Genomic DNA, 15590 nt, shown 5'->3' on the forward strand with positions numbered 1-15590 from the left:
TTTCTGCCCTTTCTTTTCTTGCTAATTTTTTTCCGGCCAGTAAATACTTCCGGCAATCATAAAAAGTCCTGCAGCGAATACAGCGCCTTCGGTACGCTGAAAAATAAACGTCAGATAATCCAGTAAAGTGAGTCCAGCCGGAATATAGTTCATATATGCAATTAAGCTGATACCGCCTCCTGCTGCAAGCCCGAAGCCGACAGTCATCATAAACAGCCTGGCGATCATAGTTTTTCGCTCCCTTTTCAAACAGCTCTAAGAGACAACAAAACAACAGATGATTTATAATTAGAAAAGTGCAAGTGAACAATCTAAATGCACGAAATACATAGCATTTCTCCCGCTAAATAGGAGAAATTTCTTGATTACAGATTAGAAACCCTTTTTTCTTCATGAATTTCCCTGTAACGATTGTTCGACACTGACTTTTTTTACCTTAAAAAGGCATTTGCACTTTTCATTATTAATTTATGCAGGAGAGGTGATTATGTCTACTCATAGAGAAAATCTTCAAAAAGAATTTTACGAAAAAATGGCCTATTATGATGATCTCGTTCGTGAGATTAATAATAAAGCTAAACACTTAGGAAACGAGACGTATTTTACTCATCTGCGTTTATATAAGGAACAAAAAGACCAAATAGAAGATATTATGCGATATTTTGATGAAGCAGGCGTAGACGCTTCAAAAAACACGACAGAATCTATTTTGACCTTTGCTTTAAATGAATTTCATCACTATATTATGAGTATACAAAACGGGTAATACTGTAAGGTGGAGGAATGAACCGATGGAAATCATTTTAACGCATGACCAAGTGGACTTTGATGCACTTGCTTCCATGGTCGCAGCTTCTAAGCTCTATCCGCAGGCAGCCATGGTTCTGCCTAAGCAGCAATCCGAACAAGTTCGTCACTATTTAGCGTTATATCGGGACAACTTTAATTTTTCAGCTGAAAATGATATCGATTGGGAGAAAGTCAGCCATGTCATCCTAACTGATGTGGCCCACCTTTCCCGTACAGAAGCACGCTCTACATTGCCTTCTGGTATCCCAATAACGGTTTATGATCACCATCCGCTTTTAGAAGAGGATAAACAGGAGCATGTTACATATGTGGTAGAAAAAACAGGAGCAGCTGTTACGATATTAATCGAAGAAATAATCAAACAACAAATGGAAATTAGTTCATATGAAGCCACCCTTTTTGCGCTTGGTCTTTATACGGATACAGGTTCTTTCGTTTATCCAGACACAACCGTACGTGATCTTAAAGCAGCTGTATTTTTAAAGGAAAAAGGGATGCAGCTTGATCTTGTCCAGCAATTTTCAGAAGAAACATTAACCTCTATTGAGCAAGAAACATTTCAAGCGTATTTATCTTCAGCTGAAAACGTGGAGGCAGAAGGGCTCCATATGGTAATTGCAAGCCTTACAGCTGACCGTTTTATCGGAAACTTAAATGTTATTACATCCAGGGTTCTCGAAACAACCGGGGCAGATACAGTGATTACGGTTACTAGCATGAAAAATAAAATCTTTATTATTGGCCGGTCTTCATCAGACCGAATGAATTTACTGCCAGTCATAAAACATTTTCACGGAGGCGGGCACGAAAAAGCTGCTTCAGCGTCTGTTAAGGAACGATCCATTTCTTCGGTTATAAAAGAGATAAAGGAACTGCTGTCTTCATCCATTTCCTCTGCCGTACGTGCGGATTTTCTAATGTCTGCTCCTGTGAAAACCGTATTACAAAATACAACGATAAATGAAGCTAAAAATCAAATGCTTTATTACGGACATAACGGCTTTCCTGTTGTAGATGAAAATGGGAAATTAATTGGAATCATTTCTCGGCGCGATGTGGATAAGGCCAACCAGCATAACCTTGGACATGCTCCGGTCAAAGGATATATGAGTACGAGCCCAGTAACGATCACCAAACATACATCGTTTGAACAAATTCAGCAGCTCATGATTCAATACAACATTGGCCGTCTGCCTGTCATAGAAAATGAAAAAATTATCGGGATCGTCTCTCGCACAGATGTAATTGAATATATGCACAATCGATCTTCAAAAGATAATCAGGCACCTGCAAATATTAAAGAACAAATAGAAACGCTGCTGCCAAAAGACGCCATTGTCTTGCTTAAAAAAGCAGGTTCCCTTGCAGAAACGAAGAATATGAAAGCTTATATTATTGGCGGTATTGTTCGTGATTTAATATTAGGAAGCCCTAGCGAAGATATTGACATCGTCATTGAAGGAGATGGTATTTCTTTTGCAGAAGCGTTTGCCAACGATATAAATGGAACCGTCACGCCTCATGAAACGTTTGGAACAGCAACCGTTGAAACAGAAAATGGCTCCAAACTTGATTTTACTACATCAAGAACCGAGTATTATGAAAAACCAGCAGCTCTTCCAACCGTTGTCCGTTCAAATATCAAAGAGGATTTGTTCCGGCGTGATTTTACGATGAATGCTATGGCAGCTTCCTTAGAGCCAGATTCGTTTGGAGAATTAATTGATTATTTTAATGGATTAGAAGATATAAAAAAGAAAAATCTTCGTGTTCTTCATAACCTCAGCTTTGTTGAAGACCCCACCCGCATTTTGCGAGGTATCCGGTTTGAAGCCCGTTTCTCTTTTCGAATGGATGAAGAAACAGAAGCATTTTTACGCCATTCAGCAGCTTCGATTTTTGCCTTGTCTCATACACGTGTAATCACAGAATTAAAACATATTTTTCAAGAAACCAATCCTGCCGAAAGCTTGTCACGTTTGCATGAACTTGGAGTACTAAACAAATTTCTGCCCGGTTCCATTTGGAGTACAAAAACATCCGCAGTCCTTTCCCTTCTTCTTAAAGAATGGGAACAACAAGAAACAAGACCAAGTATAAAAGAAGAGTGGTTTTTCATTACTGCTTGTTTATATACCGAAAACGCGGAGACAGCAAAACTTCTTGAAGCTATCGCTGCTACGAAACCACAGAAAAAAACAGCACGGGATTTCGCCGTGTTAATGAATGATGTGACAGACGACGTGTTTGCTTCTGAAGGAGCTTTACATGAATTTGCTTTTCATCTAGACGAAGACGCCTTATTTCTTGTATTTCTGGCTTTGCTATGCTCTGGGGAACAAAGTAAAGCACGTATCGTCCACGCCTATCGTACGAAACGAAAAAAGCTGCCGCGCTGGGTAAGCGGGGACGACTTAAAAGCTGCCGGGCTTACACCTGGTCCTGCTTTTAAAGATTATTTGTTTCAATTAGAAAAAGCCTTTTTAAATGGTGAAATTACCAATCGGAAGGAAGCACTAGCCTATATTAAGTCTAGAATGTAAAATACTGTAGAAAAAACTCGGATTTTCATGCTATATTACAAATTTATATTCAAATAAGGTAAAAATTTCTGTTATAATCAAGGTTGAATGTCCGAGGGGGGTTAATACGGTGAAAAAGAAAAAGAAATTACAATCATCGTCTATAAAGAAAAAAATATTCGTATTAACGCTGTTAATTATTATAGCAGGTGCAGCGGCGGTATCAACATTTTCAAAAGGCGGACAGCCTTTTGCTGATGAAAACGAAAAAAATGAGTTTAACAATGATATTTCTTCAGAAGATTCTGCCTCCGAATCTGGCACTTTTGCTTCAGAGAACGATAGTCAGGATGTGGAGCAGGAAGCTACTTCAGAAAGTCTTAATTTTCTCTTAGTAGGTGTAGACAATGAAGAATCTGGCTCGGCTCGGACCGATACCATTATGTTAGCCAATGTAAATCCAAAAGAAGGGGATGTCAAACTGGCATCTATCATGAGAGATTCTTATGTGGAAATACCTGGGCACCAAAATAATAAAATTAATGCATCTTTTGCTTATGGCGGAGTTGATTTACTAAGAGAAACGATAGAAGAAAATTTCGACATTACTATTGATTATCATGCAACAGTAAATTTTGATGGTTTCGTGGATGTTGTAGATACTGTTGCTCCTGAAGGGTTAGAAGTTGATATTGAAAAACGTATGTATTATCAAGATAACTCTGGGGAGGTAAGCATTGACTTTCAACCAGGCACCCAATTCTTAGATGGGGACAAAACCTTAGAATATGTGCGTTACCGAGGTGATGGTGATAATGATTTCGGGCGCGTAGCACGCCAGCAGGAGATCCTTGGTGTATTAAAAGATGAGTTACTATCTTTTGCCAGTGTAACAAAAGTCCCACAAATCATCGGAGCAATTCGTCCAAACCTTGAGACTGACGTATCTACCAGCAAAATGCTTTCACTCGGAAAAGATGTGCTTTTAAATCCAGTTGAGGATATTAATACTCTTCGTATTCCAGTAGAAGATACATACACTGATCAAAGGTACAGCCATGCCGGCTCTGTACTGGAGCTAGATATGGAAGAAAACAGCCAGCAGCTGCACAACTTTTTTGATGGAAAGACATCAGAAAATATACAGACAGCATCAGGAGAAAGTGAAAAAGAAGACGATGAGGAAGAATACTAAGCGGATAAGAAATTTTCAGGCTGTTTCTGCTAGTCATGACCGACTGCAGGAACAGTCTTTTTTATGCAGCTAAATATATACATTTTCTTAAATTTCGACTGTATTTCCTGCCCTGTTCCGCAGGCATCTTTTAGTAAGAATTATATTTTTTCTCATAATATTTTTCTAAAAAGAACACCTTAATCATAAGGGGTTATTATGTGAAGGATAAAACACTATTGAATATAATGACTGGAGTCGGGATAAGCGGATGGGCATTTTTTTCCGGCAAAAGAGGCGTTGAAAGATTGGTTTCTCATTTATTTGTTTAAAACGTTAATTTCTACATTACTTGATGGACCAGTAGTAAAGACTAAATATATACAATATCCATATCGCTATTTGCCTCGTTTATTTGACTCTAATATTGTATTTTTATATTTACTATTTCCTATGTCATGTGTCATTTACAATCAACTTACCTATAAAATGAAACCCTTGAAAACAATAGTGTGTGTTTTTCTTTTCACCATACCTATGACACTTTATGAACATTGGCTTGAAAAGAATACCAACTTAGTAAGATTTGGTAAAGGCTGGAATAGTTTTTATACTTTTTCTGTTCTTTCCTTTACATTTTGGATTGTTCGGATCTTTATTGGATGTATTCGTTTATTAGATAAAAACAGAGCCTCTAAAATTTTTGAACCTCAAATTAATAAGGGGTACTGCTGAAAACCCTATAAATATTCACAACATGCTATTTCACTTGTAGGAAATACAAGCAGTCTTCCTGCCGCCTAAAGTTTGTTTGATTTACTCCGAAAATCACGCCCCATATTTAAGCAAAAACGCCCCTTCCAAACCTGGAAAGAGCGCCTCCTGCTTTTCTTGTTACTCTTCGAATGTTTTGAAGGCTAAGGTTGCGTTGTGACCGCCAAATCCTAAGGAGTTGCTTAATGCACCGGTAACAGGAGCTTTGCGATGCTCGTTAGGTACATAATCCAAATCGCAATCAGGATCGGCTTCTTCGTAATTGATAGTTGGCGGAACAGTGCCTTCTTGCATTGCTTTAATCGTAAATATCGCTTCTACTGCACCAGCTGCTCCTAGAAGATGACCTGTCATTGATTTAGTGGAGCTCATCATCAATTCATTCGCATGATCACCAAACACTTTTTTAACTGCCATGGTTTCGAACTTATCATTGTAAGGAGTACTTGTCCCATGAGCATTTACATATTGAAAATCTTCAGGCTGTAAACCAGAGTCTTCAATAGCTTGATTCATCGCACGCACCGCGCCTTCTCCTTCAGGAGCAGGAGCAGTTAGATGATAAGCATCCCCAGTTGCACCATAGCCTACTATTTCGGCGTAAATGTTTGCCCCTCGATTTTGTGCAGATTCCAATGATTCAATCACCAGGATACCTGCCCCTTCTCCCATAACGAAACCGCTGCGATTTTTATCGAATGGACGAGAAGCTTTTTCTGGATCTTCGGTAGTTGTGATTGCTTTTGCAGAACAAAAACCAGCTACAGCCATATTTGTAATAGGCGCCTCTGCTCCTCCTGTGATCATCGCATCGGCATCTCCGCGCTGGATAACTTTAAAAGCATCACCGATAGAATTCGCACCCGAAGCACATGCCGTCACGGTACAAGAGTTAAACCCTTTTGCTCCTGTCACAATGGAAACCTGACCAGAAGCCATATCTGGAATCATCATTGGCACGAAGAACGGGCTTACTCTTTTGTAGCCTTTTTCTTGGAATTTATTAAATTGCTGCTCATATGTTTCCATGCCGCCTATCCCAGAACCAATCCAAACTCCGATACGATGGGCATTATCATCTGTAATGGTATATTGTGCGTCCTCTAAAGCCATGAGCGATGAAGCTACTGCAAATTGAGTAAACCGGTCCATTTTTCTAGCATCTTTTTTATCTACAAAGGATGAAGCATCAAAATCTTTTATTTCAGCTGACACTTTCATCGGAAAATCTTCTTTATTCACACGTGTCAATTCTCCGACACCCGAAACCCCTGCTTTTATATTTTTCCATGAATTGTTTACATCCAGTCCGACTGGATTTACAGATCCCATTCCAGTAATAACCACTCGGTTTTTTTTACTCATGTCCTTTCTCTCCTTTGCCTGAATTTCCACTATCATAGGGTGAGGTTACCGTCCCCAGCGAATAGCTGCTCCTCCCCAAACAAGCCCCGAACCAAAACCTACCATTACTACAAGATCTCCATCTTTTATTTTACCATTTTTTAATTCTTCTACCACAGCAATTGGAATAGAAGAAGAAGAGGTATTGCCATATTTATTTACCGTAACAGCCATTTTTTCTTTAGGAAGGTCAAGCCTTTCACGAGCTGCCTCCATAATACGTATATTGGCCTGATGCGGGACAAGGAAATCAACGTCATCTTTTGTTAACCCTGCTTTTTCTACAACATTTAAGGAAGACTCTCCCATTTGACGAACCGCAAATTTAAAGACTTCCCGTCCATTCATAATAAGCTTTGGATCTTGACGAATGTGCATTGCACCAGAACCATCTGAACCGAGCTCAAATGCTAGCATTCCTTTTCCTTCGGCTACAGGTCCCATCACAGCTGCTCCTGCCCCATCTCCAAATAACACAGCAGTGTTGCGGTCATTCATGTCCACTACTTTTGATAGTTTTTCCGCTCCAATAACAAGCACGTGCTCATAGGTTCCGCTTTTAATAAACTGATCCGCTGTAGCCAGCCCGTAAATAAAACCAGCGCAGGCTGCACTAATGTCCATAGCTGCTGCGTTTTCAGCTCCTAATCTGTCTTGCAGTAAGGAAGACACAGACGGAAATGGATAATCAGGTGTAACAGTAGCAACCAATATTAAATCTAATTCTGATGCATCTAGTTCTGCATCTTTTAATGCTTCTACCGCCGCATAGTATGACATATCAGAGGTGTTTACTTCCTCTTCAGCAAACACTCTTCGTTCGATTCCGGTTCTTGATCTTATCCACTCATCACTTGTATCAAGCGTCTTTTCGAATTCCGTATTTGCAATTTCTCGTCCCTCAATAAAACTGCCAATACCCCAGATTCCAGCATTTCGCATGTACTACGCTCCTCCTCTAAACGGGTAATTCTTATATAACTTTTCCTATTATCACTGCATTAATATAAAAATCCTTATTCATATCACAGAGACCCGGTAATCCTCATAAGACCAATGAAAAATTTTTATTTTTATACTTCATATTATGACCTGGTTTTAATTTTAAACCAAAAATATTGCTTTGTCTAGATACGCCTAGGTGTTCGAAAAGCCTTATGAGAAATATCGGTTTTCCTCTTATTAAAAGGAAACGCCGCACCACGTCCTGTACGTTGAGAGCAAAAAAGAAAAACTAACCTGCTGGATAAACTTGCAGGTTAGTCATTATTAACAGCAGCTTTTTACTTGCTAATAGTCTTCGGTATATGGCGGCGGGCCATAACTGGTGTAATTGCCATACGAAGGACCGATACTCGGGCCGAAGCTCGAACCAAACGTCGGACCATAATGAGGACCATAGGTTGGACCATAATACGGCCCTCCATAGCCGCCATAGTTAAAAAGTAAAGGACCCACAGCAAGCCCTGCCAGAAATGGGATAAACGGATAGTATGGATTTCTGGGAGGCTGGTGGTGCCCATTATTTCGATATGGGCCATAATGATACAGATATGGGTACATAAGGTGACAACCTTTCTTTTTCTCTTAGATATTTTCACTATATGACAAAAAAAGAAAGGTGTTACCTGCCGCTCTTTCTATTATTCCTTCTTTGCATCATCATAGCCCATATTATAGGCCTCATTCATCACACTCATCAGCATTTCAAGAGCAGGCTGCAGATCATGCATATCTAGTTCAATGCCCTTTTCGTTTAAAAAAGCTCGTCCTTCCTGCACATGCTTCATCGCAATTTCCATAAACCTCATGTTTAATTCTTGATCCATGATTACACCTCATTTAACGTTTTTGCTAGTATGTTCACATATTATTCAAGCATTTTTCTACCTGAAGCGTCAAGGAGCATGCCGGTCTATTCGGTAGGCAGCTCTCCCGTTTGTTTGTATTCCTCAATCTCTTCATCTAATTGCTTCTGGACATTTTCTGGGACGCGAGGGCTGTATTCTCCCATCGTTATAGCTCCTTCTTGAAAATCAACCGTAATATTTCCACTGTCTAATTCATTGTTTTGATACTGTTCTGCTGCCATCCTATACATTTCATCCACATGCTGTACGGTACTCGTCAACACTGTAGATTCTCCTAAATCTGATTGATCGCCGACATAGCCAATAGCATATAGTCCTTCTTCTTTTAATTTATTAATTACTTCGATATGAAACCCGTCCCCTGCCGGATAAATAATATCAGCATCTTCGGCTAACATATCATTTAACGTTTGAAGTGCTTTTTCCTTATCATCCCAGCTTTCAATATTATTGTTGATAACTTCGACAGAAGCATCTTTGGTTTGGACCCCTTCAACAAATCCTTCTGCCTCCGGCTGCCACTTCTGAGCAGATATCACCCCTACTGTGTTTGTATCACTCATTGCCCCAGACAACCTGCCGGCAAAATAACCCATAGCATATCCATCAAAATGAATGGAAGTTACATTTTCGTTTGAAACTTCACCGTTAAAACTGACAAAATGCATGTCAGCATAATCTTCGCTCAATTCGTCAAACATCTCCGCAAATATTTTCCCATGGCCAAATACAAGGTCTACCCCTTCTTCTTTTAGCGTATCTAAAGAAGTTTTTACTGCACCGAGACTCGAAACATTCTCTTCATACATGACTTCCATATCTAATTCTGACTGAATATTTAACAAGCCGTGATATCCTTTGCTGTTCCATCCCTCATCGTCGATTGTACTTTCTAAAAGTAATGCAGCTTTGTTATCTGACGACGCGGTGGACATATCTGTACTGCAGGCACTAAGCAGCAGCAAAACGGTATATCCAACGATGAATAACCCTATGTATTTTCGGTTTAAAAACATAACTCGCAACGCTCCTTTTTAGCATAAGCAATAATCAGCAGTGTCAAGTTAATATAACACGCATCGTTTATCATTACGGCTGGCTTAACATGCTTTTACATTCGTTTTTTTCCTTAAAATTCCTGCTTACTAAATATCATAATAAGGAAATGCATATGTAAAGCGTTGTTTTTCTATGACTTACTTTTATAAAACCATTCCCCTAAAAATGCAGCAGCAAGCGAAAGAAGAACAGAAGCCCCTTCTCCTATTTTAAAGATATAGTGCAATACGGCAAAGGCTAAAATGAGAATAACACAAAATAGCAGGGTTCTCATATAAACGGTTCTTAAATTCATAGTATATTCTCCCTATTCAGTAGTATGACTTTTATTTCTCTTATATTTTAGGGAATTTCGCAAAAATGTCTTGCAGAGTCTATTGACATGATACATAAACTGCGAAGAACAAAAGTGTAAAGGACTTCTATTAAGATTGTGCACGTCGACGCATAAGACGGGCTAATGTCGCAGAAAGCGGCGTTTTTGGCGACAGATCTAATCACGTTTTTAGAAAAAACTCCTCATTACGTGTGCGCCCGAGAGGCTAGGCTAGACGCAGATCATCCACAATAGAAAAAATAGTATCTTGAATAGAAAAAAGCTGCTCTAACAGCAATGCGTGCGGCTAGAGCAGCTTCATACTATTCGATAACTGATGCTAGAATCGCTTTTTGTACATGCAGTCTATTTTCCGCTTCATCGTAGATCACAGAGTGAGCCCCGTCAATAACTTCAGCAGCTACTTCTTCGCCGCGATGCGCTGGAAGGCAGTGCAAAAAGATATAATCTTCCTTTGCATTGGCACAAAGCTCTTCGTCTATTTGAAAACCTTCAAATGCCTTTTCTCTTTTTGTCTGTTCTTCTTCATATCCCATACTCGCCCATACGTCAGTATATATCACATCGGCATCTTTTGCTGCTTCTTCTGGGTTGTTAGTCAATTCAAGCTCTGTTCCGTTTTCTTCTGCGGTTTGCTGAATTTCTTTCCATACTTTATCGTCCGGTTCATACCCTTTTGGAACAGCAATAGCTGCATCCATTCCTACTTTAGCACAAGCAATGAGCAGGGAATGAGCCACATTGTTTCCATCGCCGATAAAAGCCGTTTTCAAACCTTCAAGCTTGCCTTTATGTTCTTTTATAGTCAGTAAATCAGCAAGTGCCTGGCATGGATGGTACAAATCGGTCAGTGCGTTAATAACCGGCACATCAGAATGAACCGCTAATTCTTCGACGCTTTCATGAGAGTTTGTACGAATCATAATCGCATCTAGATAGCGGGAAAGCACGTTTGCCGTGTCTTTAATCGGCTCGCCACGGCCAATTTGCAAGTCTCTTGGACTTAAAAATAAAGAGTGGCCTCCGAGCTGTGTCATTCCTACTTCAAAAGAAACCCGTGTTCTCGTTGAAGCATTTTCAAAAATCATTCCGAGAGATTTCCCTGGGAGCAGCAAGGTTTGTCCGTTTTGTTTTTGGTTTTCCTTTAATTGCTCGGAAAAATTCAAAAGGTCGTTGATTTCTCCACTCATAAAATCGAGCAGGGTTAAAACATCCCTCCCGATAAGATTTGCGGGAGGCTGTATGACCGTTTGTTCACTCATAGTTTTACACTCCTTTTTGGGCCGTTACCGTCTTTTTCAGCCATTCTTCCATTGCCTGTGGTTCTTTTCTCTCACCTGTCATCGCTTCAATCATTATTTTTAATGTATCGGTATTGGTAACAACAGTCTTGCGCTGTTTTAATGCTTCCTGACGGCGTTCTTTTCCATTAGAATAGCCCGTTTTCGGAAGACTTATATATGCTGCCGCCTCTTTGTCGCTGATCCATTCTGAAAAAGACATTTTGTTTTCCACTGCATAATCTTTTTTATCTGCAGCAAGTGTGTAACCCAGCTTGACTAGTTGCTGTAAGGCCGTGGCACAGTCTTTGGCATGACTTTCATGAATATCACAGAAAATGACCCCTGTCTTCTTAAATAGAAGCGGAACTTGGCTTTCAGACCAGGCAAACGCTTTTTGGAATGCTTCTTCTTTATCTTTTGCAATGCTGATTAACTCTCCCGTTGATTTCATTTCCGCTTCTAAAAGAGGATCAATGCCAGCTAATTTGTCATTGGAAAACACAGGCGCTTTCACGGTGTAATACGGCGTTTCCTCTTTTAAACCGGTTTTTCCATTCGCCCATTCTTTTACTGAACGACCTAGAAGCATATGAACGGCTCCTTCGACTAACGGAGTGCCGGTGACTTTCGATAAAATCGGGACCGTTCGCGAAGCGCGCGGATTGATTTCAATTACATATAACGTATTATTTTCGTAAACAAATTGAATATTAAAGATTCCTTTAAAGTTCATTCCTCTGGCTATATTTTGCGCATATTGGACCAAAAGCGCTTTGGTCGTGCCGCTCACACTAAACGGAGGTGTAACTGCCATTGAGTCTCCAGAATGGACCCCAGCAGGCTCCACATGTTCAAAAATCCCCGGGATGAAAATATCATAACCGTCTGTCAGCACGTCTACTTCAAGTTCTTTCCCCGGTAGAAATGAATCGATCAATATAGGATATTCTACGCTTTTATTACTGTCTGATAAATACGCTTCAAGCTCCGCTTTGCTCGTATGAATCGCCATTCCCTGTCCGCCGATAACATAGGAGGGACGCAGCAATACTGGATACCCAATCTGATTGGCCTTCTCTATTACGTCAGCTTTATTGTAGCCAGTAACCCCAGGAATATGAGGGACGTCTACTTTTTTCATCAATTCATAAAAGCGGCCCCGGTCCTCAAGCTGGTCAATCGTATCATAAGAGGTGCCAAGAACATGCAGTCCAGCTTCTTCAAGCTCTTGAGTCAGGGAAATCCCCGTCTGGCCTCCTAGCTGAACAATAACAGATTCGACGTTTTCCGCTTCTGCTACATGCAGAACGTCTTCACTTGTTAATGGTTCAAAATAGAGATGATCAGCCATTTCAAAGTCGGTACTGACCGTTTCAGGATTATTGTTCATAATAACCGCTTCATAGCCAGCTTTTTGCACTTCCATAGCGCCATGGACTGAACAATAATCAAATTCAATTCCTTGCCCGATACGAATAGGGCCTGATCCAAGAATTAAGATTTTTGGTTTCCCGCTTTCTTCTTTTCCATCACTGTTTTTATACCAGCTTGAATAATAATACGGTGTGTCTGCGGTGAATTCTGCCGCACACGTATCTACCATATGGTAAGAAGGGAGAATGTCCCAGACCTTTCTCTGTTTATATATATCTGAAGCTTCGATGTTCCACTGCTGGGCCATCCATTTATCCGTAAAGCCTGCTTTTTTCCAAGTTAATAGCTTTTTAGCATTTATCTCGTCCCAGCTGTTATTTTGAATCTCCATCTCAAGCTGCGCCAGCTTTTGAAAAGATTGAAGGAAAAATAAATCTATTTTTGTCTTCTCATGAAGTGAAACAGCTGTTTCTCCTTTTCTTAATAGCTCCATCAGTACAAAGAATCGCTGGTCATCTTGATTGTCAAGAAGGTTATAAAGTTCATCTGTCGTTTTTTCAGACAATCCCGGCAGAGCTAAACCGTTCGTTTTTATTTCGAGAGAACGGACTGCTTTTTGAAGGGCAGCTTCTAAATTACGCTCAATTGCCATTACTTCTCCGGTTGCTTTCATTTGTGTGCCCAGTTTTCTGTCGGCAGTATCAAATTTATCAAACGGCCAGCGCGGAAACTTCACGACAACATAATCAAGCGCTGGTTCAAAACTTGCATAAGTATGGCCGGTAACAGGGTTGAGCAATTCATGTAAATGATAGCCTACGCTTAGCTTAGCTGCCATTCTTGCAATCGGATAACCAGTTGCCTTAGAGGCAAGAGCTGACGAACGGCTGACACGAGGATTCACCTCGATCAGGTAGTATTTTTTACTATACGGGTCGAGTGCAAATTGAATATTGCAGCCGCCGACAATGCCGAGCGCTCGAATGACTTTAAGAGACGCCGATCTTAGCATTTGATATTCTACATCGGTTAATGTCTGTGACGGCGCAACTACTATCGAATCACCCGTGTGAATACCGACCGGATCAATGTTTTCCATATTACACACAGTAATACAAGTGTCGTTTTCATCCCGCATCACTTCATACTCTACTTCTTTGTAGCCTGCAATACTTTTTTCTACTAAACATTGATTAATGGGGCTTGCTTCGAGGCCGCCTGTTATAATGTAGCGAAGTTCTTTTTCATCATGGGCGATACCGCCTCCTCCTCCGCCTAACGTATAAGCAGGACGGATAATGATCGGATAGCCGGTTTTCGCTGCAAACGCCAGCGCTTCTTCTTCTTTTTCTACTATTTCACTTTCAGGCACTGGTTCACCGATTTCATGCATGAGAGACCGGAACAATTCGCGGTCTTCTCCTTGTTTTATCGAATCGATCGGCGTTCCGAGCAGAGTTACCCCATATTTGTTCAAAATATCTTGTTCATCTAACGCAAAAGCCAGGTTTAAGCCGGTTTGACCGCCAAGTGTAGCAAGGAGGCCGTCCGGCTGTTCTTTTTGGATCACTTTTTCAACTGATTCTACGGTGAGCGGTTCAAAATATACTTTATCGGCACATGCTTCATCGGTCATGACTGTAGCCGGGTTATTATTGATTAGTATAACTTCCATACCTTCTTCACGAAGGGCAAGACACGCTTGCGTTCCGGAATAATCAAATTCGGCAGCTTGCCCGATAATAATTGGTCCTGAACCAATTACAAGCACTTTCTTTATCTCTGTCTGCTTAGGCATAGGTTTTCTCTCTCCCTTTTTTCTTAAGATGTTCAAGGAATTGATCAAAAATTTCCTCACTGTCTGCCGGGCCGGGATGTGCTTCTGGATGAAACTGCACGGTGATAATATCATGCTTTAGATGGGAGAGGCCCTCTACCGATCCATCATTAATGTTTTTGAATTGGACAGCAAATTCTCCTTTAGGCAGACTGTTTTCTTTCACCACATAGCTGTGATTCTGTGACGTCATAAACACTCTGTTTGTATGCGTATCCTGTACTGGCTGATTTGCTCCGCGGTGGCCGAAGCGAAGTTTTTCCGTGTCTCCGCCAAAAGCAAGCGCCATAAGCTGATGGCCAAGGCAGATGCCAAGGGAAGGAAAGGTTTCCGCAAGCTTTCGATATCGCGGCAGCAATCCGTTTAACTGCTTAGGATTTCCCGGTCCGTTGGAAAACAGCAATCCGTCCGGTTCCAGGTCTGCCAATTCTTTTTCTGATATATCATAAGGAACAACCGTTACTTTGCAGTCTTTTTTCACTAAGCTTTCAACCATTGATTGTTTGTACCCAAAATCAAGCAGAACAATGTGATGATCTCCTTCACCTTTGGTAACCGGTTCTCTGACTGTTACTTCATCGATAAGCATTTGTTCACCAATCGGCTGATAAGAACTCACTTCCGTTTTTTCAGGAGAGGTGGTCATAACTGCTCCCATATCCCCTTTTTCCCGGATACTTTTTACAAGAGCGCGTGTATCGACTCCCTTTATTAAAGGAACTCCTGCTTTATAAGCAGCTTCTTCAATGGTTTGTTTTGCTTGATAATGAAATGCTTCAGGGGATGCTTCACTGATCACCAGGCCTGCTGGCTGTGGTTTGATGCTTTCATAGTCTTTTTCGTTCCATCCATAATTTCCAATGAGGGGATACGTAAACACGACGATCTGGCCGTGAAACGAAGGGTCGGTCATCACTTCCTGATAACCGGTCATCCCGGTAAAAAAGACTATTTCACCATATACTTCTTCCTGGGTGTCAGCGGCGATCGATCCTTCAAATATTTCTCCACTTTCTAGTTTGATATATCCCTTCATATCCTTGTTCCTCCTCATTCTTATAACAAGTCTGTATAGGCTCCCAATAGGGGAGAGTAAGTTCGACGCTGCCACAAGCGGTACTCCCAGCGATGCAACGTAGTCGAAA

The 15590-nt window shown here is 40.7% G+C and carries 14 protein-coding genes; 4 read left to right on the forward strand and 10 right to left on the reverse strand.

The features are described from left to right. Positions 1 to 21 precede the first annotated feature (21 nt). Complete coding sequence (locus CEF16_RS08640) at positions 22 to 228, reverse strand: YuzI family membrane protein (RefSeq protein WP_245917806.1); 207 nt, start codon at positions 226 to 228, stop codon at positions 22 to 24. 259 nt (positions 229 to 487) lie between these two features. Here CEF16_RS08640 and CEF16_RS08645 point away from each other — a divergent pair, with 259 nt between their 5' ends. The 4 genes from CEF16_RS08645 (at position 488) to CEF16_RS24840 (ending at position 5241) form a co-directional block, all read left to right on the forward strand. Next, positions 488 to 766, forward strand: coding sequence for a hypothetical protein (locus CEF16_RS08645; protein WP_091584932.1), 279 nt, complete (start codon positions 488 to 490; stop codon positions 764 to 766). Between the two features lie 25 nt (positions 767 to 791). Continuing rightward, positions 792 to 3353 carry a CBS domain-containing protein gene (locus CEF16_RS08650; RefSeq protein WP_091584930.1) on the forward strand — a complete coding sequence of 854 codons (2562 nt, stop codon included), beginning with the start codon at positions 792 to 794 and terminating at the stop codon, positions 3351 to 3353. Between the two features lie 109 nt (positions 3354 to 3462). Continuing rightward, entirely contained in the window at positions 3463 to 4527 is a 1065-nt protein-coding gene (locus tag CEF16_RS08655) for an LCP family protein (protein ID WP_091584928.1), read from the forward strand. Positions 4528 to 4830: 303 nt separating this feature from the next. Further along, complete coding sequence (locus tag CEF16_RS24840) at positions 4831 to 5241, forward strand: CBO0543 family protein (protein WP_281259209.1); 411 nt, start codon at positions 4831 to 4833, stop codon at positions 5239 to 5241. Positions 5242 to 5400: 159 nt separating this feature from the next. Here CEF16_RS24840 and fabF read toward each other — a convergent pair whose 3' ends face one another. From fabF to CEF16_RS08700, 9 genes are all read right to left on the reverse strand, one after another. Beyond that, positions 5401 to 6645: a beta-ketoacyl-ACP synthase II gene (gene fabF, locus CEF16_RS08665; protein ID WP_091584926.1), complete on the reverse strand. Its 1245-nt coding sequence runs from the start codon at positions 6643 to 6645 to the stop codon at positions 5401 to 5403. Between the two features lie 45 nt (positions 6646 to 6690). After that, entirely contained in the window at positions 6691 to 7626 is a 936-nt protein-coding gene (locus CEF16_RS08670; RefSeq protein WP_091584924.1) for a beta-ketoacyl-ACP synthase III, read from the reverse strand. Between the two features lie 348 nt (positions 7627 to 7974). Continuing rightward, positions 7975 to 8142: a hypothetical protein gene (locus CEF16_RS24350; protein ID WP_245917807.1), complete on the reverse strand. Its 168-nt coding sequence runs from the start codon at positions 8140 to 8142 to the stop codon at positions 7975 to 7977. A 185-nt stretch (positions 8143 to 8327) separates the two neighbouring features. Beyond that, complete coding sequence (locus CEF16_RS08680; protein ID WP_091584922.1) at positions 8328 to 8513, reverse strand: ComZ family protein; 186 nt, start codon at positions 8511 to 8513, stop codon at positions 8328 to 8330. Positions 8514 to 8599: 86 nt separating this feature from the next. After that, complete coding sequence (locus CEF16_RS08685; RefSeq protein ID WP_091584920.1) at positions 8600 to 9571, reverse strand: BMP family ABC transporter substrate-binding protein; 972 nt, start codon at positions 9569 to 9571, stop codon at positions 8600 to 8602. A 173-nt stretch (positions 9572 to 9744) separates the two neighbouring features. Beyond that, positions 9745 to 9909, reverse strand: coding sequence for a hypothetical protein (locus CEF16_RS23700; RefSeq protein WP_170031739.1), 165 nt, complete (start codon positions 9907 to 9909; stop codon positions 9745 to 9747). A 344-nt stretch (positions 9910 to 10253) separates the two neighbouring features. Then, positions 10254 to 11213 carry an ornithine carbamoyltransferase gene (argF, locus tag CEF16_RS08690; RefSeq protein ID WP_091584918.1) on the reverse strand — a complete coding sequence of 320 codons (960 nt, stop codon included), beginning with the start codon at positions 11211 to 11213 and terminating at the stop codon, positions 10254 to 10256. A gap of 4 nt (positions 11214 to 11217) precedes the next feature. Further along, positions 11218 to 14406 (reverse strand): carbamoyl-phosphate synthase (glutamine-hydrolyzing) large subunit, encoded by a 3189-nt coding sequence (locus CEF16_RS08695; protein ID WP_091584916.1) that lies wholly within the window; start codon positions 14404 to 14406, stop codon positions 11218 to 11220. Beyond that, positions 14399 to 15481 carry a carbamoyl phosphate synthase small subunit gene (locus CEF16_RS08700; protein ID WP_091584914.1) on the reverse strand — a complete coding sequence of 361 codons (1083 nt, stop codon included), beginning with the start codon at positions 15479 to 15481 and terminating at the stop codon, positions 14399 to 14401. Before CEF16_RS08700 ends, CEF16_RS08695 begins: the two co-directional genes overlap by 8 nt. Positions 15482 to 15590 lie beyond the last annotated feature (109 nt).

This window comes from Alteribacillus bidgolensis, from assembly GCF_002886255.1.
Lineage (GTDB): Bacteria > Bacillota > Bacilli > Bacillales > Marinococcaceae > Alteribacillus > Alteribacillus bidgolensis.